The following is a 21,455-nucleotide window of genomic DNA, read 5'->3' as shown; positions in this document are numbered from 1 at the left end:
CCATAGCGTCCCAACGCGCGGAAGGTGAACGACATGCTCGCACAAGAACAGATCCCCATGTGACGCCTTCCGTGCGGCCTCCGGAAGGCGCTGCCCGTCTTCCGAGTCTGCATCCCCCGCAACTTTGAAAAACCCTGGATGCCCCCCACATCCAGGGTTTCTTGCTGGGGAATCAGACCACGCATCACCATCGAGAACCCATCATGCCGATCCAGCAAATCCTGACCGGGGGCAAGGTCCCGGTCAAAATCTATACCGACGACGTGGACCCCAAGGCGCTGATCCAACTGAACAACATCGCCTGCTTGCCGTTCGTCCACAGCCATGTCGCGGCGATGCCCGATGTCCATGTCGGCATTGGCGCGACCGTGGGCGCGGTCATCCCCACCAAGGGTGCGATTATCCCGGCGGCGGTCGGGGTCGATATTGGCTGCGGGATGAACGCCGTCCGCCTCAGCCTCAAGGCCGGGCAGTTGCCGGACAACCTGCGGCCCCTGCGCCACGTCGTGGAAGCGGCGGTGCCGGTCGGTTTCGACATGCACCCCGAAGGGCGCGGCGCGCCGGCCTCGACCGTGCGGACCCTGTCCGGCGGGCTGGAGCGCATCGCCAAGCAGCATCCCGGCATTCTGAAAATGCAGAAGAACGTCGAACGAAGCTGGATGCGGCAACTCGGCACCCTGGGCGGCGGCAACCACTTCATCGAACTGTGCCTGGACGAAAACCAGGATGTATGGGTAATGCTGCACTCCGGCAGCCGCGGCATCGGCAACATCATCGGTCGCTACTTCATCGAACTGGCCCGCAAGGACATGGGCAAACACTTGGCCAACCTGCCGGACCGTGACCTGGCTTATTTGCGGGAGGGCGCCGAACATTTCGACGATTACGTGGACGCCGTGCACTGGGCGCAAGACTACGCCATGACCAATCGCCGCGAGATGATGCGGCTGATCCTGGAGGCGCTGGCCCGGCAACTGCCGCCGTTCACTCCGACCAGGGAGGCGATCAACTGCCACCACAATTACGTGGCGGTGGAGCATCATTTTGGGAAAGATTTGTTCGTCACCCGCAAGGGCGCCATCCGCGCCGGCGAAGGCGATTTGGGTATCATTCCCGGCAGCATGGGCGCCAAGTCCTACATCGTCCGCGGCAAGGGCGAACCGCAGTCGTTCTGCTCCTGCTCGCACGGCGCCGGCCGACGAATGAGCCGGAGTAAAGCCAAGAAGGCGTTTAATCCACAGGATCTGATCGACCAGACCGCCGGGGTGGAATGCCGCAAGGATGCCGGCGTCCTGGACGAAATTCCGGGCGCCTACAAGGATATCGACGCGGTGATGGCCAATCAGTCGGACCTGGTCGAGGTGGTGCATACCCTCAAGCAGGTGATGTGCGTCAAGGGTTGATCGCCAGCTTGCCCCCGCCAAATCCGCTACCAGCGCAACAGCACCCAGGCCGGGATCGCCAAATTGCTTTCCAGGTCGTTGAAGCGGGTTTCCAGGCTACCGTCGCCGTCGCTATCCACCAGATAGTAGGCAGCACCCTTGGCGGGATTGACCTTGACCATATACAGCACCCCACCGGCCCGGTACTCCTCAATCGTGCCCTCGTCGCCGCGACGGCGGATGGTCACTTCCGGTGCCGGGACGTTTTGCTCGGCGCTCCCGGTCGGCGAGCCATCGGGAATGGGTTCCAGACCGGCGGGCTGTGAAGCGTCCTGAGCCCAAACCAGGCCCGGCACCAGCCACAAGAGAATCAAAAAGCGAGCACGCATGGTTATTCCTTTCAAGAAGGGTTGGGTGAGTGAATGCGCCGGCGGGTCCGTTCGAACCCGTGGACCTGCACACTTCGAAGCCGTTCGCTTCATGGGCCAGGTTCGGCAATTGGGCCGGTCTCCGGCATTTCGTTTCCGGCACGCGCCTGGAGGTTGTCGATGAAGCGTCGGATGTGCGGTACGTGGCTGCCCTCCCAATACAACTGGCCGCACTCGCCGCATTCCCAAAACGCTTCGATGTAGCGGCGGGTTTCCGGTAGCAGCCGTTCCCAAACTTGCTGCTTGGGCACTACCGCCAGCAGGCCGTTGCAACGGGCGCAACGCTGGAGCGGCCGGATCGTGCGGTACAAATCCAACCGATCCACCACCTCCTCGACCTGCCGGCGCGGTTCGACCGCGCGCACGTAGTAGCCGTGGGTCACCACCGCCCGTTTCAGCAGATCGCGGTCGCGGGTCAGCAAAATCCGCCGTTCGGCGCTGGCCAACCGCGCCAGTTCGGCATCTTCGTAGTCGTTACGGTACAGGGTATCGAACCCCAGCAAGCGCAGGTAACGCGCCAGCTTGCCCAGATGCACGTCCAGCACGAAGCGACTGACCCGCAGCGGGCGCGGGTGAACCCGAATCAGTGGCTGGATATCGAACGTCTCGAACAGTGGATAGACGCTGATGTGGTCGCCATCCCGGACGATATGGCTAAAATCCACGGATTGGCCGTTGACCAAAATCAGATCGATTTCCGTATGCGGCACACCGAGCGCCTCGATCATGTCCTTGATCGAGGCGCGGCGCTGGAATTCGTGAATGAAACGGACCTTGCGGCGCGCGGGCGGCAAAAAGTCGTTTAGTTCCTCGTAAAACCGCATCTGACACTTACTTTTCAACAACTTTCAGCCACCTCGAAAACCGGCGCGGCGCGGTCGTGGAAGCCAGGGATTCGCCGAACCTCTCTTCCTGAATAATAGTTCAGCATGCTGCTGATGCCGCATTCCGTCCCAACCGACGAAATGCGGCATCAGCAGCATGGCGCATCGCTCGGATATTGGCGACCGGCCAGGGTCTCCGGGCTGGTCAGGGCGAGATAGAGATCCACATCCTCATCCATGCCACGCAGCAACTCGAAAACCTGCTTGCGCGTAGCCACCTGTCTGCGAATCACTTTGAACAGATCAGACTGACGCACGAAAGCGTTGCGACTATTCCAGTGCATGCGCAGAAAATCCGGGAGGCTTTCGCTACCCAATCGCCCCACCATGTTTTCCCAACGATCTTCCAGATTCTTGAGTTCGTACTCGTGTTCCCGCTGCCGATGCAACATCGAGAACAAGTAGCTCTTCAACAAATCGGTGGCGGAGAGACGGACACCACGCGCATTGAGCGTCTCGAACACCTTGTAGGCGTTGAGTTCGTCGGTGACGGTAATGACGTTGGCATCCTCCCCGCCCTAAAGGACGGGGATTCCTCTGTAGAGGGTATGATGCCCCATACCGAGAACACTGAATGTTCTCTGATCTCCCCGGTGCAGCAAGCCACACCGGTGGCACAACCCACCGGCAACAGGTGAGCCGAAACCCCATGCTTTTGAACACGATTCAGGTTTTACGCCTTCGTCTTCCGAAGGCAACCGCAGACCTTTTGTTGTCAAAGAGCCAAAAACGTCGGTGCGTGATCGCGATAGCCGACCAGAGCATGCTAGCAGAAAAGCAGGCGAACTCCGTTCGCCGCGCTATCCATCCCCTCCCTGAAGGGCGAGGCTTTTCGCGCAATTCGGGGTAAAAAACAGCCGGTCGCTCATGCTCTTTGCGGTAGGTATCGTTCTTGGTATTAAAATTGGTCGCGGACATGCTTGTTCTCCCGATTTCGCGCCGCCCCGCTCAATGCGCCTCGTCCCAATTGGCGCCCACGCCGACATCCACCTCCAGCGGCACGCGCAACTCCGCCGCCGCGATCATCGCCGTCCGGATGTGCTCCCCGGCCTCCGCCACGGCGTCCTCGGCCACTTCGAATACCAACTCGTCGTGAACCTGCATCAGCATCCGCGCCGGGAAGCTGGATTCTTGCAGCCAGCGATCCACCACCAGCATGGCCCGCTTGATGATGTCGGCGGCGGTACCCTGCATCGGCGCATTGATGGCGGCGCGTTCCGCCGCCTGCCGGAGTTGCGGATTGCGGGCGCGGATATCCGACAAATACAGCCGGCGACCGAACACCGTCTCCACGTAACCCCGTTCGGCGGCCAAGCGCCGGGTGTTTTCCATGTAAGCCTTGACGCCGGGATAGCGGGCGAAGTAGCGATCCACGTAATCCTTCGCCGCGCCGCGTTCGATGCCCAATTGCTGCGCCAGCCCAAACGCCGACATGCCGTAGATCAATCCGAAATTGATGGCCTTGGCGCTACGCCGCTGCTCAGCGCTGACCGCCTCCGCCGCCACACCAAACACCTCGGCGGCAGTGGCGCGATGCACGTCGGCGCCAGCGGCGAAAGCACACAGCAGACCGTCGTCGCCGGACAGATGCGCCATGATCCGCAGCTCGATTTGCGAATAATCCGCCGCCAGCATCGCCCAACCCGGTTCCGGCACGAAGGCTTGCCGGATGCGCCGCCCTTCCGAGGTGCGGATCGGAATATTCTGCAAATTGGGATCGGAAGACGACAACCGCCCAGTGCTGGCCACGGCTTGATGATAGGAGGTATGAACCCGGCCAGTCTGTGCATGAATCTGCTCGGGCAAACGGTCGGTATAGGTCGATTTCAGTTTGCTCAGGGTGCGATGCTCCAAGATGACCTTGGGCAACGGATAGCTCAGCGCCAGCTCCTGCAACACGTCCTCGGCGGTGGATGCCTGGCCGGTCGCGGTCTTCTTGCCCACCGGCAACCCCATCCGCTCGAACAGAATCGCCTGCAATTGCTTGGGCGACCCCAGGTTGAAGCGCTCGCCCGCCAAATCGTGAGCTTGCTGTTCCAGTTCCCACAAGCGTTTGGCAAGTTCGCCGCTCTGCCGGCGCAACGCCGCCGCGTCCACCCGCACCCCGATCCGTTCCATCCGCGCCAGCACGTCGATCAGCGGGATTTCCAGCTCCTCATACAGCCGTCGCAAACCCGGTTCCCGTTCCAGTCGCGGCCACAAGCAGCGATGCAAGCGCAAAGTTACGTCGGCATCCTCGGCCGCGTAGGGTCCGGCCTGCTCCAGCGCCACCTGATTGAAGGTCAACTGTTTGGCACCCTTCCCCGCCACATCCTCAAAGCGGATAGTACGCAGCTTCAGATGTCGCTCCGCCAGCGAATCCAGGTCGTGGCGGGCGGTGGAATCCAGCACGTAGGATTCCAGCAGGGTGTCATGCCGGATGCCGCGCAGCGCGATGCCGTGATTGGCGAGCACATGCGCGTCATATTTGAGATGCTGGCCCAGCTTGGGTCGGGCCGGGTCCTCCAGCAACGGGCGCAGCCGTTCCAGCACCCATTCGCGGCTCAATTGATCCGGGGCACCGGGATAATCGTGCGCCAAGGGGACATACGCGGCTTCGCAAGGATTCACCGCGAAAGACACGCCAACAATGCGGGCGTTCAAATAATTCAGGCTGGTGGTTTCGGTATCGAAGGCGAACAAATCCGCCGCCTGCAACCGCGCCAACCATTCCTCGAACGCTGGCCGATCCAGGATGAGCTGATACGCCACCGGTTCGGCGGGGGTCTCCTGAAAATCGAGCGCTGGCTGAATCGGTGCCGGAGCTGAACTCGCTTGCTTGTCGGGCTGTAGGTCTCGTAACCAGGAACGGAATTCGAAGCGCTCGTACAGCGCCCGCAACGCGGCGGTATCGGGTGGCGCGGGCCGCAGTTCCTCAAACGTGACAGGCAGCGTGACCTGACAATCCAGGGTCGCCAGTTGTCGGGACAGCGGCAGTTGCTCCAAACCGGCGCGCAGCTTGTCGCCGATCTTGCCGGTAAGAGCAGCGGCATCGGCGATCAGCGCATCCAGCGAACCGTATTGCCGCAGCCACTTGGCGGCGGTCACCGGCCCCACGCCGGATACGCCGGGGATATTGTCGGAACTGTCGCCGACCAGCGCCAGATAATCCACGATCCGCTTCGGTGGTATCCCGAATTTCCGTTCCACTCCGGCAACGTCGGTCACCGTGTTTTTCATGGTGTCCAGCATCCGCACCCGCTCGTCCACCAGTTGCGCCAAGTCCTTGTCACTGCTGACGATCAGCACCGGCAAGCCTTTCGCGGTCGCCTGTTGGGTCAGCGTACCGATCACATCGTCGGCTTCGACGCCCGAAACCTGCAACAGCGGCAATCCCAACGCGCGAATGCAGGCGTGCAAGGGTTCGATCTGCCGCGCCAGTTGCTCGTCCATGGGCGGCCGGTTGGCCTTGTAGGCGGCGAACCGCTCGTGCCGGAAGGTCTTGCCGGGCGCGTCGAACACCACGGCCAGATACTCCGGTCGGTAATCGTCCAGCAATCGGCGCAGCATGTTCAACACGCCGTACAACGCGCCGGTCGGTTCGCCGGATTTCGTGCTCAAGGCCGGCAGCGCGTTAAAGGCCCGATGCAACCAGGACGAACCGTCCACTAGCAATAACGGCTTAGCGACGATCTCCGGCATGATCTGCTTCCTCACTTGCCCAAGCGGTGCGCGTGGCGGCGCAAATGATCGATGGCCTGCAATTGCGCCGTGGCTTCGGCCAGCGTCCGCGCGCACTGTATGTCGCTTAGACACGCCGTCAACGCGCAGCGGGCGGCCTCGCGCGCCCTGATAGCAGCGGCCTCATCAAGGTTGGCGGCGTTCTCGGCGTAATCCGCCAGTACCGTGACCACCTGTGGCTGCACTTCCAGCAGACCGCTGGAGATATAGAACACTTGCGTTTCCTCCGACGACAATCGTACCCGCACCTGTCCGGGTTTCAGGCGTGCCAAAAACGGGCTGTGCCCCGGCAGAATGCCGACCTCGCCCAGATCCGCCGTCGCGACCACCATTTCCGCCAGCCCGGAAAACAGTTCTTTCTCCGCGCTGACGATATCCACATGCACCTTGATCGCCATACCGCCCTCATCCACCCGATTCCGCTCATCTCACGGCTGATTGATCATGCTGGCCAGACAGGCGGCCCCGAAGCCGTTATCGATATTGACCACCCCAACCCCACCGGCGCAGGACGTCAACATCCCCAACAACGCCGCCAACCCGTCGAAACTGGCACCATAGCCGACGCTGGTCGGTACCGCGATGACCGGACGGGCCACTAAACCCGCCACCACGCTGGCCAAGGCGCCTTCCATACCGGCGACGACGATCACGACCCGCGCGCTTCGGATCAGATCCAGCCGCGCCAACAGGCGTTGCAAGCCGGCCACGCCCACATCGTTGACCCGCGTCACCCGGTTGCCGAACAGCAAGGCGGTCTCGGTCGCCTCCTCCGCCACCGGCAGATCGGACGTGCCGGCGGTGACGATGGCGATGGTGGTTTCCGCCAGTGGCCGTTCGCGGCGTTGGATGACCACGGTCCGTCCCAGCGGGTTGTAACGCGCCGCCGGATGCAGTTTCAAAACCACCGCCGCCATCTCCTCCGTGGCGCGGGTGGCCAGTATGTCGCCCTCCCCTTCCAATAGAGCGGCGACGATGGCACGCACCTGAGCGACAGTCTTGCCCGCGCAGTAGATCGCCTCGGGATGGCCACGCCGCAACTCGCGATGGCTATCCAGCATCGCCTCGCCCAGATCGCGAAACGGGAGATCCCGCAGTCGGTCGATTGCGCCATCCACCGCCAGCGCGCCGGAGCGGACCTGTTCCAGCAGCACGCGCAAGGAGGCCTCGTTCACCACCATCCTTGATTGGCCAACACGGCTCTATTGTGTTGCCAGCAACGATTCATATACATTTTGGAGAATTCCGTCGGACGCTTGCGTCTAACTCTACCTTCGCCAACCTCACCAAGCCCACACCGTTCGATACCATTCCATGCGCAACTTACCTCTTCTTCTCGTCTTTCCTGGCCTGATGCTATCTTTTGCATCGGGCTGCGCCAACAATCCCGGTTCGCCGGCACCCGAGGCCCAGCCTTCCTATATGAATGACGATTGCAGTGCTCAAAGCCGCTACGATGAAAAATCCTGCATCCCGGCACCGGCACCCCCACCCCCGTCGATCCTCGACGATTATTGAAGATTGTCTGGCCTCTCCGTTCAGGTCACGACGTTGAAGCTTCCCCGGCGATAGCCCTGCAAATCCAAAGTGACGTAACGAAACCCGCATTCCCGCAACGTCGCCACCACCCGCGCGCCGACCGCCTCATCCAGCAAACGGGCACGCTCGCTCCGATCCACCTCGATTCGCGCCAGGTCGTCGTGGCAACGCACCCGCACCGTGCCGAAACCCAACGCCAGCAACGCCCGTTCGGCTGCTTCCACCCGCCGCAGCAGTTCGGGCCGAACTTCGGCATCGTGCGGTAATCGCGTCAGCAGGCAAGCGTAGGCCGGCTTGTTCCAGACCGGCAGCTTCAAGGCCCAGGCATAGCGGCGGATCTCGGTCTTGCCCAGCCCGGCTTCCAGCAACGGGCTGCGGATCTCCAGCTCGCGCAAGGCGCGCATTCCGGGCCGGTAGTCATTCAGATCGTCGCGGTTGCTACCGTCGGCCAGCCAGGCGCAACCCTCGGTGGCGGCAACGGCTTTCAATTCAGAGAACAGCTTCAGCTTGCAGCGATAGCAACGGTCGGGGGGATTGTGGGCGATATCCGCCGCGAGGGGCAATTCCAGCACCCGATGGCGCGCGCCCAGCAGCTCGGCCAATTCCCGGGCCTCGGCGATCTCCCAGGACGCCATATAGGGCGTCGCCACCGTCAGCGCCAATGCCCGTTCGCCCAGCGCCGCGCGGGCCGCCGCCAGCAGCAGGCTGCTGTCGAGCCCACCGGAACAGGCCACCGCGACCGAATCCATGCCGCGCAGCAGTTCCAGCAAATCCCGGTAGCCGGGCTCGTCCAGGGGCGAGAGCGATCCGGCGGTCACGGCAACCACTCCGACGGTTCCGGCGCTAAACCCCGCGCCGCCAATGCCACCCGCACCGCTTCGTAAATCCGGTGAATCGGCACACCGTTATCCAGCGCCAGCCGCTTGCAATCCTCGTATTCCGGCTTGCCGCGCAGCGGCCGGCCGTGATGGTAGGCCATCTTGAGCGCGATTTCACCGTAATGGGTGGCGATCCGCCGGACTTCCCGCCTCAGGGCAGTACGGGCCACCGCATGCCGGCGCACGCCCAGCGTGGTGGTTTCGACCAGCAAGACGTCGGTCAGCGCCAGCGCCAGCAACGGGGCGCACAACAGGCCGAGCAGCGTGCCTGGCCGGTTCTTCTTCATCAGCACCGGCGTCAGCCAGACATCGTGGGCACCGGCCGCGAACAGCCGCTCCAGCACATGGTCGTAGCATTCCGGGTTCATGTCGTCGATATTGCATTCCAGTACGCATAACTCACCCTGTTCGTCCTCCCCGCCGGAGGCTTCGCCCAGCAAAACCCGCAATACGTTGGGAATCGGGCCGTCGCGATGACCGATACCGTAGCCGACCCGCTGGACCCGCAGCGCGGGACGCGCCACGAATTCGTCCACGAAGGTCGCCAGCAGCGCCGCGCCGGTCGGGGTGGTCGCCTCGAACGGCACCGCGCCCAGCTTGACCGGCACCCCCTTGAGCAGCTCCAGCGTGGCTGGCGCCGGCACCGGCAACACCCCGTGGGCACAGTGCGCCACGCCGCCGCCCAGTTCGACTGGTGAGCATAAAATCCGGTCCACCTTCAAGCGTTCCAGGGCGATGGCGCCACCGACGATATCGACGATGGCATCCAAGGCGCCGACTTCGTGAAAATGAATCTGGTCCGGCGAAGTATCGTGGATGCGAGCCTCGGCCTGAGCCAGGCGGCGGAACACCGCCACCGCCCGTGCCCGCACGCACTCCTTGAGCGAGCTGGCGCCGATCAGCGCCTCGATCTGCCGCAGATTGCGGTGATTGGGTTGCTTGGGATCGACCACCACCCGCACCTGAGTGCCGGCGATTCCTCGGCGGCTGGCGCGGTTGGCCTGGACGCCGTAACCGTCCAGCCCCAGCTTGGCCAGTTCCAGTACCAGTTCGTCGTAATCCAGCCCCAGATCGAGCAGCGCCGCCAGATGCATGTCGCCGCTGATACCGGCAAAGCAATCGTAATAAAGGATGTTCATCGCTCGAATCGGTGGTCGATGGGCGAAATAGCCCGGAAAAACAAAGCGGCCTCCGGGAAAGTTTTCATTTTATCCAAGCCGCCTTCGGAAAAGCGTCCGATGGCGGCAAACAAAACCGTCAGAACGGAAATCCACGGTCTGGCTGGTATTCAAGCGGTTTGGCCGATGGCCGGAGCGCCTGCCGCTGTACCGGATGGCCGTCCACGTAGATCGCCCGGTGCGGCCGGGCGGGACAGGCATTCTCGCAAGCGCCGCAGCCCACGCACAGCACCGGCCGCACCTCGGGGATAGTTAAACCATCCTGATAGGGGATCATGTGCACCGCCTTGGTGGGACAGTATTCGTCGCAAGCGCCGCAAGCGGTGTGATCGGTATGGACGATGCAGTTGTCGCGAACGAAATGAGCCACACCCAATTGCACGGTCTGCTTGGCGACCAATGCCAGCGGCGGGATCGCGCCGGTCGGACAGATTTGGCCGCAACGATTGCATTCGTAGCCGCAATACCCGCTCGCGAAATCCAGATGCGGTTGCAGCAGGCCGGACCACCCATAGTCCAGCAGAGACGGCTGCAACACGCCGTAAGGGCAGGCGCTTACGCACAAGTGACAGGCGGTGCACAAATCGTTGAAGCGAACGATATCGCGGGCGCCGGGCGGCGCCACCGGCCAGGTTTTGGCGTTGACCAATCGAGTGGGAACATGGTTGCTCGGCTTGGCCTCGACGCTCGACGACCGGGGCAGACTCGCCAAACCGACCAGCGCTGTCGCACCCGCGCGCAGCAACGCCCGCCGCGCCTTCCCTTCCCTGGACAAGGCGGCGCGACGCACGACATCGAGGGAATTCGACGGTTGCGACTGCGGCAAGGCAACCGGGGTTGAGCGGCGCAACAGCACCGGCCCCGACCACGCATAACCGATGCCGTGCGTCTCGCACACGGTCATGCAGTTGAAACAGGCCACACAGCGACTGAAATCCACCTCTTTGGTTTTCAGCCGGATACAGCCAGCCTTGCAATGAATGGAGCACTGGGCGCACAGCACACAGGCATCCTGGGGAATACGGATCTTGAACAGGGCGAAACGGGAAAGCAGCCCCAGCAGCGCGCCCACCGGACAGAGGGTGTTGCAGAACAGCCGGCCCCTGGTGGCGCTCAGCCCGATCAGTCCGAGCAAAAACAACGCCGGAAAGATCAGGGCGGCCAGCGGTGGCGCTTTCCAGTGCAGTGGAAACGGCCCGTAAACCCCAACGCTTTCCAGCAATTGCCCGAATCCGTTGTGGACGACGACATAGAGCGGCCGGAGCAAGTCGCCGGCGATGCGACCGAAATTGCTGAAAGGGTCCAACAGGCTCAGCGCCAGCGTGCTACCGCCGAGGAACAAACCAACCGCCAGCGCCAGCAGTCCATAGCGCAGGACATTGCGCGGTCGCTGGTAGCGGAATTTGACCTTGCGAGGCTTGCGCAATTGGTCGGCAACGCGGATCACGATGTCCTGCAAGGTACCGAGCGGACAAATGGTCGAACAGTACACCCGGCCGAACAGCAGGGTCAGCGCCAGCACCGCCAGAAAACCAGCCGCCCCCCAAGCAAAGGTCTGACTGAATTTCAGCAGCGATGGCACAAACTGCGGATACAACGCCACCGTTGCGGTCGGCGTTTCACCAATGCGGTCGAAATCGACGAACAGCAAAGTGGTCAGCGCCAGAAAAACCAGCGAGACCACTACCCGGATTTTCTTCAGCCACGCCTGGTTCATGAACGGCTCTCTCGCGGGAAATCGCGCCGGTCGGCTCGGGAATTTCCCGCCACCGAATTCAGAGCACGATCCGTCGGATGGCGAGATTCTCCAGATCCATGCGGCCCGCGCCCATTTCACCAGCGATGCGGATATAGCCGACCTCTTCGGGCTGTTTCAAGCCAAACAGCCGGGCGGCGGCGGCATCCGCCGTCACCAGATCGGTGGACAACAATTGCGACCGCATATTCACGACATCGGCCGCCGACACTCCGCGCGGTCCGTGACGCAACATCACGTTCCAGGCATCCACCACGTTCAGATCGGGTTTGCGATAAGTGGCGAAGTCGGCGATGCACTGATGCAGGTCGTTGGAGTGCCATTCGCCGCGATCCCAGACCACGCCCATCAGATTTTTCATCGCCACGCTCAGCCGAGCGCCGCCGTGGCTCTTCAGCACCGGTACGTTGATGAATACATCGGCTTCCAACACCAGCTCGTGCTCCCGGGTTCGACGCAGCCGACGCCCATTTGGAATCGCGACGGTCTGGAAATAGCTTTCGCTGTTGCCCGGCGCCAGCTTGCCGCCAGCGTCCTTCACCGCCTGTTCGATCCCGCTGGTACGATAACTGTCGCGCCAGGCATCGCAGGTGTGATCGAAGACGTAGACCTCTTTGGCGCCGGCTTGCAGGCAGTGTTCGACGATGCGGCGGACCAGTCGCGGATGGGTGTTGGCGGCCCGCTCCGGCGACACATTCCAGCCGATGTTGGGCTTGACCACCACCTTCTGGCCCTTTTTGACAAAGCGCCCCATGCCACCCAGCGCTTCGATGCCACGGTCGAACAGCACGTCCGGTTCACCGTTTCTGACCGCCACCAGATCGGGGGTTCCGGCCGGTGGCTCGCCGGCGCATGACCGGCGGCCATAACCACCCAGCGCCAAACCGGCGCCGGCCCATGCTCCCGCCCCAAGGGCGGTTAAAAAACGACGACGTTGCATGGCCGATTTCCTCCACTAATCAGAGGTCGAAAGGCAATCACCGTATCCGAACACCCCCCGGCGCCGCGCGCCGTTCCTGCCGGTCGGGGAACGCCCCTCGCTTGCCTTGCGCGGCTTAAAAGCGGAACCGTCGGAGAATGGTCAACGAAGATAGCGAGCCGACCAGCTTGCGGTCCGGCCCAACCACCGGCAGGCGGATGTAGCCCTCCGCCAGCAGCCTCAGTGCATCGGATAGCGGCGCTTCCGGCTCGACCACCGGATGGGCGACGGCGAAATCGCCCACCTTGCGGTGCAAATGCGGGATAAGGCGGTTATCGACATCCTCGGCGGTCTCGACTTCGGCATCGTCCGGCAATTGCGGTTCCGGCGGCAGCAGCATCTTGGAGAACATGAACGAGGTGATGGTGCCCACAAACTCCAGTTGGTCGTTGACCACCATCAGATCCTGCATGTGCTTGCGTTCCATGATCGCCAGCGCTTCCGACAACGGCGCGGTGTCGAGCACGTAAGTGGGCGCCGACATCATGTAGTGTTTGCACTTCATTTTAACTTCTCCCGCTGGGTTTGACCGGTGGTACCGGGCTTCGGTCGTCGCCCCGAACCGAATTATCTGCAATCTGGACTTTATATTAGTCGGCTTGGCCGCGCCTCATTCGGGTATTATTACCTAGCCTTGGCCGCCACGCATGCGGACCATGCAAATACTAAGTACGCCGTGGAGGGAATTATATGATTGTCGGAATTCTAGCCCTGGTATTGGGCTTGGGGGGGCTCGCCTTTGCCGCGAGGCTTTACAGGAGCATTGTCCGCCGGTCCACCGGCGATGAGTTGATGACCTCGATCGCCGCCGAAATTCAACTGGGCGCCATGACCTACCTGCGCGCCCAATACGTGAAAATCGGCATTTTCGCGCTGGTGGTGGCCATCCTGTTGTCAGTGCAGCACGGTTTCGACACCAGCCTGTCTTTCCTGCTCGGAGCACTGGCTTCGGCGGTGGCGGGTCTGGTCGGGATGTACGCGGCGACCAAGGCCAACGTTCGCGTCACCGCGGCGGCGCGGGAACACGGCGCCGGCGAAGCCTTGCTGGTCGGGTTCGACGGCGGCGCGGTCATGGGCTTGGCCGTGGCCAGTTTCGGCCTGATCGGCCTGGGCCTGCTGTTCACGGGCCTGTCCTCCCAGTTCGCCATTAATCCCCACTCGGTCTCGGTGCTCTGGGGCTTTTCGATGGGCGCTTCGTCGATCGCCCTGTTCGCCCGAGTCGGCGGCGGCATCTTCACCAAGGCGGCGGACATCGGCTCCGATTTGGTCGGCAAGGTCGAGGCCGGCATTCCCGAAGACGACCCGCGCAATCCGGGCGTGATCGCCGACAACGTCGGCGACAACGTCGGCGACATCGCCGGCATGGGGGCGGATATCTTCGAGTCCTACGTCGGAGCGATGGTGGCATCGATCACCTTGGCGGCCACCCTCACCGTCGCTCAACTAACCCCGTACTTCGGCGATGACGTTAGCCGTCCGATGCTGCTGGCGCTGCCGCTGACGCTGGCGATGATCGGTCTGCTCTCTTCCCTGGTCGGCATCCACGGCATGAACGCCTTCAAAAAATACGGGCCGGAGCGGGCGCTGGCGATCTCCGAAACCAGCGCCGCCACGATCTTTCTGCTGCTGACCATGCTGGTCATACTGGTATTCGGCTACAGTTGGTCACTGTTTTTCGCCATCCTGGCCGGCAATCTGGCGGGCGTCGCGATCGGCCGGGCGGCCTGGTACTACACCTCGTCCAAACCGGTGACACGAATCATCCAGGCATCAAAGACCGGCCCAGCGACCAATATCATCACCGGGTTGGCGGTGGGACTGGAAAGCTGCGCGCTGCCGATGCTGATCATCGTGCTGACCATCTTCATCGCCCACGAGACCGCCGGCCTGTATGGCATCGCCATCGCGGCGGTCGGGATGCTGGCGACCGCCGGCGTGACCATGACCATCGACGCTTCCGGCCCGATCTCCGACAACGCCGGCGGCATCGCCGAAATGTCGCATCAGCCGCCCGAAGTTCGGGCGATCACCGACGAGCTCGACGCCATCGGCAACACCACCGCCGCCACCGGCAAGGGCTTTGCCATCGGTTCGGCGGCGCTGACCGCGCTGGCGCTGTTCGTCTCTTACAAGCAAGCCGTCGAACTGGCAACCGGCCAACCCATGCCCATGGATATCACCGAACCCCGGGTCATCGTCGGCGTATTGCTGGGTGGCATGGTGATCCTGCTGGCGGCGGCCATGACCATGAGTTCGGTGGGCCGGGCGGCCATGGAAATGGTCACCGAGATTCGCCGCCAGTTCCGCGAAATTCCCGGTCTGCTGCAGGGCACCGCCAAACCGGATACCGCGCGCTGCGTGACGATCTCGACCGATGCGGCGTTGCGCGAGATGATCCCGCCGGGCGTGCTCGCCGTGCTCTCGCCGGTCATTGTCGGGTTCTTTTTCGGCCCGGTGGCACTGGGCGGCATGCTGCTGGGTTCCTTGCTCACCGGCATGACCATGGCGTTGCTGATGTCCAACGCCGGCGGTGCCTGGGACAACGCCAAAAAAGCGATCGAGGCCGGCAAGCTGGAAGGCGAACGCAAGGGCGGCGAGGCGCACGCGGCGGCGGTGATCGGTGATACCGTGGGTGACCCCTTCAAGGACACCAGCGGCCCGGCCATGAACATCCTGGTCAAGCTGCTCTCCATCGTTTCGCTGATTCTGGTGCCTTTCATCACCTGAACGCTGGAGGAACGATCGCCGACCCAGGCGTCCGAAGCGACTGGGCCGGCCATTGCGGCTGACCCTTCCGGCAAGCCGGGGAGTTACGCCGGCCGGCCGGCGAGTTACGCCGGCCGGCCGGCGAACCATTCCGTCAGCTCGTCCAGGCGGCTGACCACCACATCCGGTTCGACATCCCAAGGATCGAACACCGCCTCCGGTTGCCGCCGGACCCAAGCGGCGCGCAGACCGGCGGCCTTGGCACCGATCACGTCCCAGGCGTTGCTGGACACCAGCCAGGTTTCGCCCGGAGCGTGTCCGGCCCGCCGCGCCAGATAGGCATAGACCGCCGGATCGGGCTTGAAAGTGCGTAGATCGTCCACGCTGACCACATCCTCCAGATACGGCAATACCCCGGCGTTGCTCAGCAACGCGCGGATGCTGGCTTCCACGCCGTTGCTAAAAGCCATCAACCGATGACCCTGGGTCTTGAGAGAGGTCAAGGCGGCGGTGACTTCAGGAAAAGTCGGCAGGTAAAGATAGGTCTCCAGCAGCCGACCCTGATCGGATTCCGGCAAGTCGCAGCGCAGCGCCTGCTGGGTATAAAGCAGCGCTTGCCGGGTGCAGGCATCAAAATCCACGTAGCGCTGCATCAGACCGCGCCGGAACGAATATTCCAACTGTTTGGTTCGCCAAAGTTCGGCGAAACGGACGGCCTGCTCGCCGACCAGCGCCTGCAAGGGTTCGGCCAAAGCCAGCGGATCCACCAGCGTACCGTAGACATCGAATCCCAATGCGTAGGTTCTTTCCACGTTCAACTCCATCTTCCTCGTCTGAAGGGCTTGCTGTCATCATATCCGCCCTGGATATACTCGCCGCGGATCGCCGCCTCTAAGCCGCCCGTAGGACCGCGATCACCCACAGCAACCAGGCCAGCAGAAAGCTCATCCCGCCCAGCGGGGTGATGGCGCCCAACCAGCGGATACCGCTGAGGGCGAGTGCATACAAACTGCCCGAAAACAGCAACAGACCCACAATCATCAGGATGCCCGAACCGCGCAGGAGCGTCGTCGTCGGCACATGCAACGCCAGCAGCCCGACCGCCAGCAATCCCAGGGCATGATAGAAATGATAGTTCACCGCGGTTTCGTAAATGGCCATGAGATCGGGCGCCAGGGTCTTTTTCAGAGCGTGCGCGCCGAACGCGCCCATCGCCACCGCCAGCAGCATTCCACAGCCGCCCAATATCAAAAATGCCTTTGCCCATACCGACATCGCGACCCTCCACGGAACTCGCTTGACCGGTGATTCACCCGGGATCTTAGCAACCACTCTGGAAGAAGCCGGAAAAGAAACGATGTAAGGCTCACGCATCACACCCGCCATGATGGTGGCAATGCATACCGCCTTCGATACCACCCGCAATCTCCATCGATCATACCCCAAAACGCGCCACCGGCCACATTCCCTTGGAGCGAGCGGCCCGGCCCAACGGCGTCATAAAACATAGCTCGGGCGCGCGACCTCAGCGATAGCCGATGATGTGCGTCTCGCTGTTCCACTCGCCGAAAAACGGCTTGCCTTCCGCTTGCAGGATCAGTTGCCGGTTCCGCGGCATTGGCAGCCAAATATTGTCGGAATTGTAGCCCCACCCCCCCTGCGACTGACCGGTGGCGTACAGGTAATATGACACCTCACGGCCATCGGCCAGCGCCACCGCCACCCGGAAGCGATGCGGTCCACCCTCGACGTAACCGGTGGCCACTTGGGCGTACACCAGGATTTCGCGCGCCGAATCCGGAACGGTGGCTGGGATCGGGTGCACGACCTGTTTGCCCTCCCCTTCGGGAAACGCGCCCAAGGACACATCGATCGGCTGGTACGCCTTCCAAACCGGATCGTCGGCCGCGCTCGTCGGCCGCGCCACCACCGCGGGCTTTTCCACCTTGCGTCGTAGGGCCGCGACGCTCTTCCGGGTACCCTGGATGTCGCGACCGACCTCGGCCAGCGACTGATCGAGCGCCAGCCACTGTTCTCGCCGCTGTTCGACGATCTGACGCTCCAACGCCGCCAGTCGGGTATCGAGCACTGTCAGCCTCGCCTCCAACACGGTTTGTCCCACCAGCGGCGCCGGTTCCGATTCCAGCGTCGCGCAGCCTGCCGCCAGCATCCCGCTCAGGGCGAACAACGCCCAAATCCGTAGCAACTTCATGTCATTTTTCCGATCGTTTTCCATTTAAATGGGCCGGGCATTATACCGGTCGCACCGCGCTGGTACCCGCTCGCTTGCAACCACCGCGGATAGGGTATATTTCACCCAGTTTCACCAGTGTTTCCCGAGAGGCCCCGGATGAACGAGCTCGACCTGTCCCGACAAACCCCGTTCGGCGCGGATTTCAGCATCGCCGAATTCGCCGACAACCCGGAACCGCGCTGCCCCTGCGTGCTGCTGCTGGACAACTCCTGGTCCATGAGCGGCCACCCGATCGCCGAACTCAACGAAGGACTGGCCACCTTCAAGGACGAACTGCTGGCCGACAGTCTGGCGGCCAAGCGGGTCGAAATCGCCATCGTCAGCTTCGGCCCGGTTCAGGTGGTCAACGAATTCCAGACCGCCGAGCACTTCACCCCACCGCAACTGGCGGCGTGTAAGGACACACCCATGGGCCTGGCGATCACCCAAGGGCTGGAACTGCTGGAGCAGCGCAAAATGCTGTACCGCGAACACGGCATCCCCTTCTTCCGCCCTTGGGTGTTCCTGATCACCGATGGCAGCCCCACCGATGACTGGAAAGCCGCCGCCAACGCCGTGCGCAAGGGCGAGGAAAACCGCGCCTTCGCCTTCTTCGCGGTCGGGGTCGAGGATGCGAACCTGGACATCCTGCAACAAATTTCCGCGCGCCAGCCGCTGCGCTTGAAAGAGCTGCGGTTCCGCGAACTGTTCCAATGGCTGTCCAACTCGATGCGCTCGGTGTCGCGCTCGGTGCCGGGCACTGAAGTACCGCTGAGCAACCCCGCCGCGCCCGGCGGCTGGGCCTCGGTGTGAGCGACGCGGACGGCTGGCGTCATGTCCACGCCAGCGTGGTGGGCGTGGCGCACCTTGCCGATGGGATTGGCTGTCAGGACGCCTGCGCGGCCCAACTGCTACTGCCCGGATCGGAACCGGGCGTGCTGGTGTTGGCCGCCGCCGACGGCGCCGGTAGTGCCGCCCTCTCGGGCGTTGGCGCGGAGCTGAGCTGCCAGACCCTGCTGACCGAATGCGCGGCCTGGCTGGCGACAGCCCCCCTCGACGAGGACTGGACGCCGACCGTGGCGGCAACGCTGTTCCAGCAGGTTCGAAACGCGCTGGAGCGCCTCGCGGCGGATGAGGGACAACCGTTACGGGAATTCGCCTGCACCCTGCTGGGTGCGGTGGTGGCCGCCGACCGCGCGCTGTTCCTGCAAATCGGCGACGGCGCCATCGTGATCGACGCCCCGGACACGGGTTACCGGCCGGTGTTCTGGCCACAGGCCGGCGAGTACGCCAACGAAACCTACTTCGTCACCGACGCCACCGCCGCCGCTCATCTGGAATACGCGATCCTGAGCGAACCCGTCGTCGAAATCGCGCTGCTGACCGACGGCCTGCAACGGCTGGCGCTGCACTATCAAACCCGTCAGGCTCACGAACCGTTTTTCCGCCCCTTGTTCCAGCGCTTGCGCGAACATCCCGAGCCCGGCTGTCCGGCGGTGCTGGTCACCGCGCTGGAACGCCTGCTCGCCGACCCGGCGATCAACCAGCGCACCCACGACGACAAGACCCTGATCCTGGCCACCCGGCTAGTGGCGACGCCGTCCGTCGAGGGCACCACCGAGGCCGGCATCGACCCTCTCCCCCCAGCTTCCGCCTCCAGCGGCGAGGGAGAACCGGCCACCGGCCCGGCAGGGACGCTCTACCCCACCGCCGGGGAAAACAGGAGCGAAGAAGCCCCCCCCGAATCCGAGCCGCGGGACGAATCCGGTGACGAGGCTGTATAGCGGCGCTGGCCACCCCGTCGAGCTGAGCAAGGCGCTGGGACGTGGTGGCGAAGGCGCGGTCCATGACATCGTCGGCCGGCCCGGCTTCGTCGCCAAAATTTATCATCAGGCGGTCAGCGCCGACAAAACGCTCAAGCTGGAGGGGATGGCCCGGCAAGCCCATCCCAGCCTGCTGGAAATCGCCGCCTGGCCGGTGGACGTGCTGCGCGCCCATCCGAGCGGTCCGATCCGTGGCTTCGTCATGCCCAAGGTCAGCGGCTACCAGGAAATCCACAGCCTGTACGGTCCCGCGCACCGCAGGCGGGCCTTCCCGCAAGCCGACTGGTCTTTTCTGGTCCATGCCGCCCGCAATCTGGCCAGCGCGTTCGAGACCATCCATGCTCGTGGTCACGTCATCGGCGACGTCAATCCCGGCAACGTGGTGATCTCGGCCCAGGCGCTGGTCAAACTGATCGATTGCGACTCCTTCCAGATCGACACCGGCAACCGGCTATTCCCCTGCGATGTCGGCGTACCGCAGTTCACCGCGCCGGAATTGCAAGAGCGGCCGTTTCACGGGCTGCGGCGCACCCCGGATCACGACGCCTTCGGTCTGGCCTTGCTGTGTTTTCACCTGCTGTTCATGGGACGCCACCCTTTCGCCGGCCGCTATCGGGGCAAGGGCGACATGCCGATCGAGCGTGCCATCAAGGAATGCCGGTTCGCCTTCGGTCAGCACGCCGCCGCCCACTCGATGGAGTCACCGCCGCATACCCTGCCGCTTGCCGCCCTGCCGCGTCCGGTCGCGCATCTGTTCGAACGCGCCTTCGCGCCCCCCAACCCGGCCCAGCGGCGACCTTCCGCTCGCGAGTGGCTGTCGGCGCTGGAACAGCTCGGCGACGAGTTGCGCACCTGCCGGCACAGCGCCTTGCACAAATACCCGCAACGGTCGCCAGTCTGTCCATGGTGTACGCTGGAACAGGCCAGCGGAACTCTGTTTTTCGTTCCACCGGTCCATCAGTCGGCGGCTGGCAGCCCTGTCGCCGGCCTCGGCGACGCCGATCTGGAACCGATCTGGAACCGCATTCTGGCGGTGGAACCACCGACGGACGAGGAGCCACCGGCACCGGCCTCGACGCCACTGGCGCCGGTCACCCCCACCCCGCTGCCGGAGCCACTGCGCCGGAGCCGCCGTCGCAATGCGATCAAGACCGTGGCCAGCGCTAGCATCGCTCTGGTGGCGACATCGATCCACCCGCAATTGAGCTGGCTGTGGCTGCCACTGGCGGCCGTCGCTTGGTCGCTGACACAGGACAACGCGGCGCGGCGGGAACGCCAGCGCCGCCGAATGGCGTTGCTGGCCGCCCGCCGGGAACTGGTGGACCTGCGAGCGGCCTGGCAACGACACGCCACCGCAAAACCCTTCACCGACAAGCTGCAAGCGTTGCGCGAACTGCGCGAGCGCCACCGCCAGCTGGGTGCCGAATATCAACGCGATCTGCGACGATTGGAAACCGGCCAGCGCCAGCTTCAATTGCAGGCGTTTCTGGAGGGTCACTTCGTCGATGCGGCCCGGATTGCCGGATTGCGCGCCACCGACCGAATGGCGCTGGAATCCTACGGCATCGAAACCGCCGCCGACGTCACGCCCGCCGCGATCCAGGCGGTGCCCGGTTTTGGCCGACACTTGGGCCAGCAGCGGTATGCGGCGCTGCTGACTTGGCGTCAGGCCCTGGAACGCCAGTTCCGTTACGCTCCCGACCAGGGCGCCAATCCAATCGCCGTCGCCAACCTGCGCCAACAACACGCCCAACAACGACAACAGATCGAACGGGAACTGCTGGCGGGTCCCGAGGAACTGGCTAAAATCAAGACGGACATCCTTAAGCAACGCGCCCAGCTCAACATCGCCCTGATCCGCCAAGCGATGCGAGAGGCGCAGGCGCAGGCCGACTTGCGGGTTTTTTATCCCGATCTCGGCGTTTTCTGGCGGCGCAGCGGCGGCTAGA

18 protein-coding genes and 1 pseudogene are annotated in these 21,455 nt (G+C 63.4%); 5 read left to right on the top strand and 14 right to left on the bottom strand.

What is annotated here, in order from left to right; all coding sequences use genetic code 11:
* Positions 1-203 precede the first annotated feature (203 nt).
* Positions 204-1,403 (top strand): RtcB family protein, encoded by a 1,200-nt coding sequence (locus IPM89_04145; GenBank protein ID QQS55024.1) that lies wholly within the window; start codon positions 204-206, stop codon positions 1,401-1,403.
* A 26-nt stretch (positions 1,404-1,429) separates the two neighbouring features.
* Here IPM89_04145 and IPM89_04140 read toward each other — a convergent pair whose 3' ends face one another.
* From IPM89_04140 to IPM89_04090, 11 genes and pseudogenes are all read right to left on the bottom strand, one after another.
* Positions 1,430-1,771 (bottom strand): DUF2782 domain-containing protein, encoded by a 342-nt coding sequence (locus IPM89_04140; GenBank protein ID QQS55023.1) that lies wholly within the window; start codon positions 1,769-1,771, stop codon positions 1,430-1,432.
* A gap of 89 nt (positions 1,772-1,860) precedes the next feature.
* Positions 1,861-2,634 carry a Mut7-C ubiquitin/RNAse domain-containing protein gene (locus IPM89_04135; GenBank protein QQS55782.1) on the bottom strand — a complete coding sequence of 258 codons (774 nt, stop codon included), beginning with the start codon at positions 2,632-2,634 and terminating at the stop codon, positions 1,861-1,863.
* Positions 2,635-2,828: 194 nt separating this feature from the next.
* Positions 2,829-3,194: pseudogene (locus IPM89_04130) on the bottom strand (DUF262 domain-containing protein).
* A gap of 448 nt (positions 3,195-3,642) precedes the next feature.
* Positions 3,643-6,375, bottom strand: coding sequence for a DNA polymerase I (gene polA / locus IPM89_04125; GenBank protein ID QQS55022.1), 2,733 nt, complete (start codon positions 6,373-6,375; stop codon positions 3,643-3,645).
* An 11-nt stretch (positions 6,376-6,386) separates the two neighbouring features.
* A complete protein-coding gene (locus IPM89_04120; protein QQS55021.1) occupies positions 6,387-6,812 on the bottom strand; it encodes a F0F1 ATP synthase subunit epsilon in 426 nt (141 codons plus the stop codon).
* 30 nt (positions 6,813-6,842) lie between these two features.
* A complete protein-coding gene (larB, locus tag IPM89_04115) occupies positions 6,843-7,589 on the bottom strand; it encodes a nickel pincer cofactor biosynthesis protein LarB (protein QQS55020.1) in 747 nt (248 codons plus the stop codon).
* Positions 7,590-7,952: 363 nt separating this feature from the next.
* Complete coding sequence (gene larE / locus IPM89_04110) at positions 7,953-8,702, bottom strand: ATP-dependent sacrificial sulfur transferase LarE (protein ID QQS55781.1); 750 nt, start codon at positions 8,700-8,702, stop codon at positions 7,953-7,955.
* 65 nt (positions 8,703-8,767) lie between these two features.
* Positions 8,768-9,970 (bottom strand): nickel pincer cofactor biosynthesis protein LarC, encoded by a 1,203-nt coding sequence (gene larC, locus IPM89_04105; protein QQS55019.1) that lies wholly within the window; start codon positions 9,968-9,970, stop codon positions 8,768-8,770.
* A gap of 118 nt (positions 9,971-10,088) precedes the next feature.
* Positions 10,089-11,726: a 4Fe-4S binding protein gene (locus IPM89_04100; GenBank protein QQS55018.1), complete on the bottom strand. Its 1,638-nt coding sequence runs from the start codon at positions 11,724-11,726 to the stop codon at positions 10,089-10,091.
* 58 nt (positions 11,727-11,784) lie between these two features.
* Positions 11,785-12,705 carry a DUF362 domain-containing protein gene (locus IPM89_04095; protein QQS55017.1) on the bottom strand — a complete coding sequence of 307 codons (921 nt, stop codon included), beginning with the start codon at positions 12,703-12,705 and terminating at the stop codon, positions 11,785-11,787.
* Between the two features lie 115 nt (positions 12,706-12,820).
* Positions 12,821-13,249, bottom strand: a complete 429-nt coding sequence (locus tag IPM89_04090) for a CBS domain-containing protein (protein QQS55016.1) — start codon at positions 13,247-13,249, stop codon at positions 12,821-12,823.
* Positions 13,250-13,434: 185 nt separating this feature from the next.
* Between IPM89_04090 and IPM89_04085 the strand changes: the two genes are divergently transcribed.
* Positions 13,435-15,471: a sodium-translocating pyrophosphatase gene (locus IPM89_04085; GenBank protein QQS55015.1), complete on the top strand. Its 2,037-nt coding sequence runs from the start codon at positions 13,435-13,437 to the stop codon at positions 15,469-15,471.
* A 104-nt stretch (positions 15,472-15,575) separates the two neighbouring features.
* On the opposite strand, the gene IPM89_04080 is transcribed toward IPM89_04085, so the two are convergent.
* The 3 genes from IPM89_04080 to IPM89_04070 all read right to left on the bottom strand — a co-directional run bounded on the left by IPM89_04080 (position 15,576) and on the right by IPM89_04070 (position 17,662).
* The gene (locus IPM89_04080; protein ID QQS55014.1) at positions 15,576-16,274 is read right to left on the bottom strand and encodes a haloacid dehalogenase type II; all 699 of its coding nucleotides are present in this window, start codon (positions 16,272-16,274) and stop codon (positions 15,576-15,578) included.
* A 67-nt stretch (positions 16,275-16,341) separates the two neighbouring features.
* Positions 16,342-16,725 carry a DUF423 domain-containing protein gene (locus IPM89_04075; GenBank protein ID QQS55013.1) on the bottom strand — a complete coding sequence of 128 codons (384 nt, stop codon included), beginning with the start codon at positions 16,723-16,725 and terminating at the stop codon, positions 16,342-16,344.
* 250 nt (positions 16,726-16,975) lie between these two features.
* Positions 16,976-17,662: a hypothetical protein gene (locus IPM89_04070; protein ID QQS55012.1), complete on the bottom strand. Its 687-nt coding sequence runs from the start codon at positions 17,660-17,662 to the stop codon at positions 16,976-16,978.
* A 138-nt stretch (positions 17,663-17,800) separates the two neighbouring features.
* Here IPM89_04070 and IPM89_04065 point away from each other — a divergent pair, with 138 nt between their 5' ends.
* From IPM89_04065 to IPM89_04055, 3 genes are read left to right on the top strand one after another with little or no spacing between them, the layout of a single operon-like run.
* Positions 17,801-18,496 (top strand): VWA domain-containing protein, encoded by a 696-nt coding sequence (locus IPM89_04065; protein ID QQS55011.1) that lies wholly within the window; start codon positions 17,801-17,803, stop codon positions 18,494-18,496.
* The gene (locus tag IPM89_04060; protein ID QQS55010.1) at positions 18,493-19,467 is read left to right on the top strand and encodes a protein phosphatase 2C domain-containing protein; all 975 of its coding nucleotides are present in this window, start codon (positions 18,493-18,495) and stop codon (positions 19,465-19,467) included. The genes IPM89_04065 and IPM89_04060 overlap by 4 nt, the downstream gene beginning before the upstream one ends.
* Positions 19,451-21,454, top strand: a complete 2,004-nt coding sequence (locus IPM89_04055; protein QQS55009.1) for a hypothetical protein — start codon at positions 19,451-19,453, stop codon at positions 21,452-21,454. Before IPM89_04060 ends, IPM89_04055 begins: the two co-directional genes overlap by 17 nt.
* Position 21,455 lies beyond the last annotated feature (1 nt).

The sequence above is a fragment of the Candidatus Competibacteraceae bacterium genome (assembly GCA_016699715.1).
Taxonomy (GTDB): domain Bacteria; phylum Pseudomonadota; class Gammaproteobacteria; order Competibacterales; family Competibacteraceae; genus Competibacter.
This window is presented reverse-complemented; position numbering and strand designations above follow the sequence as displayed.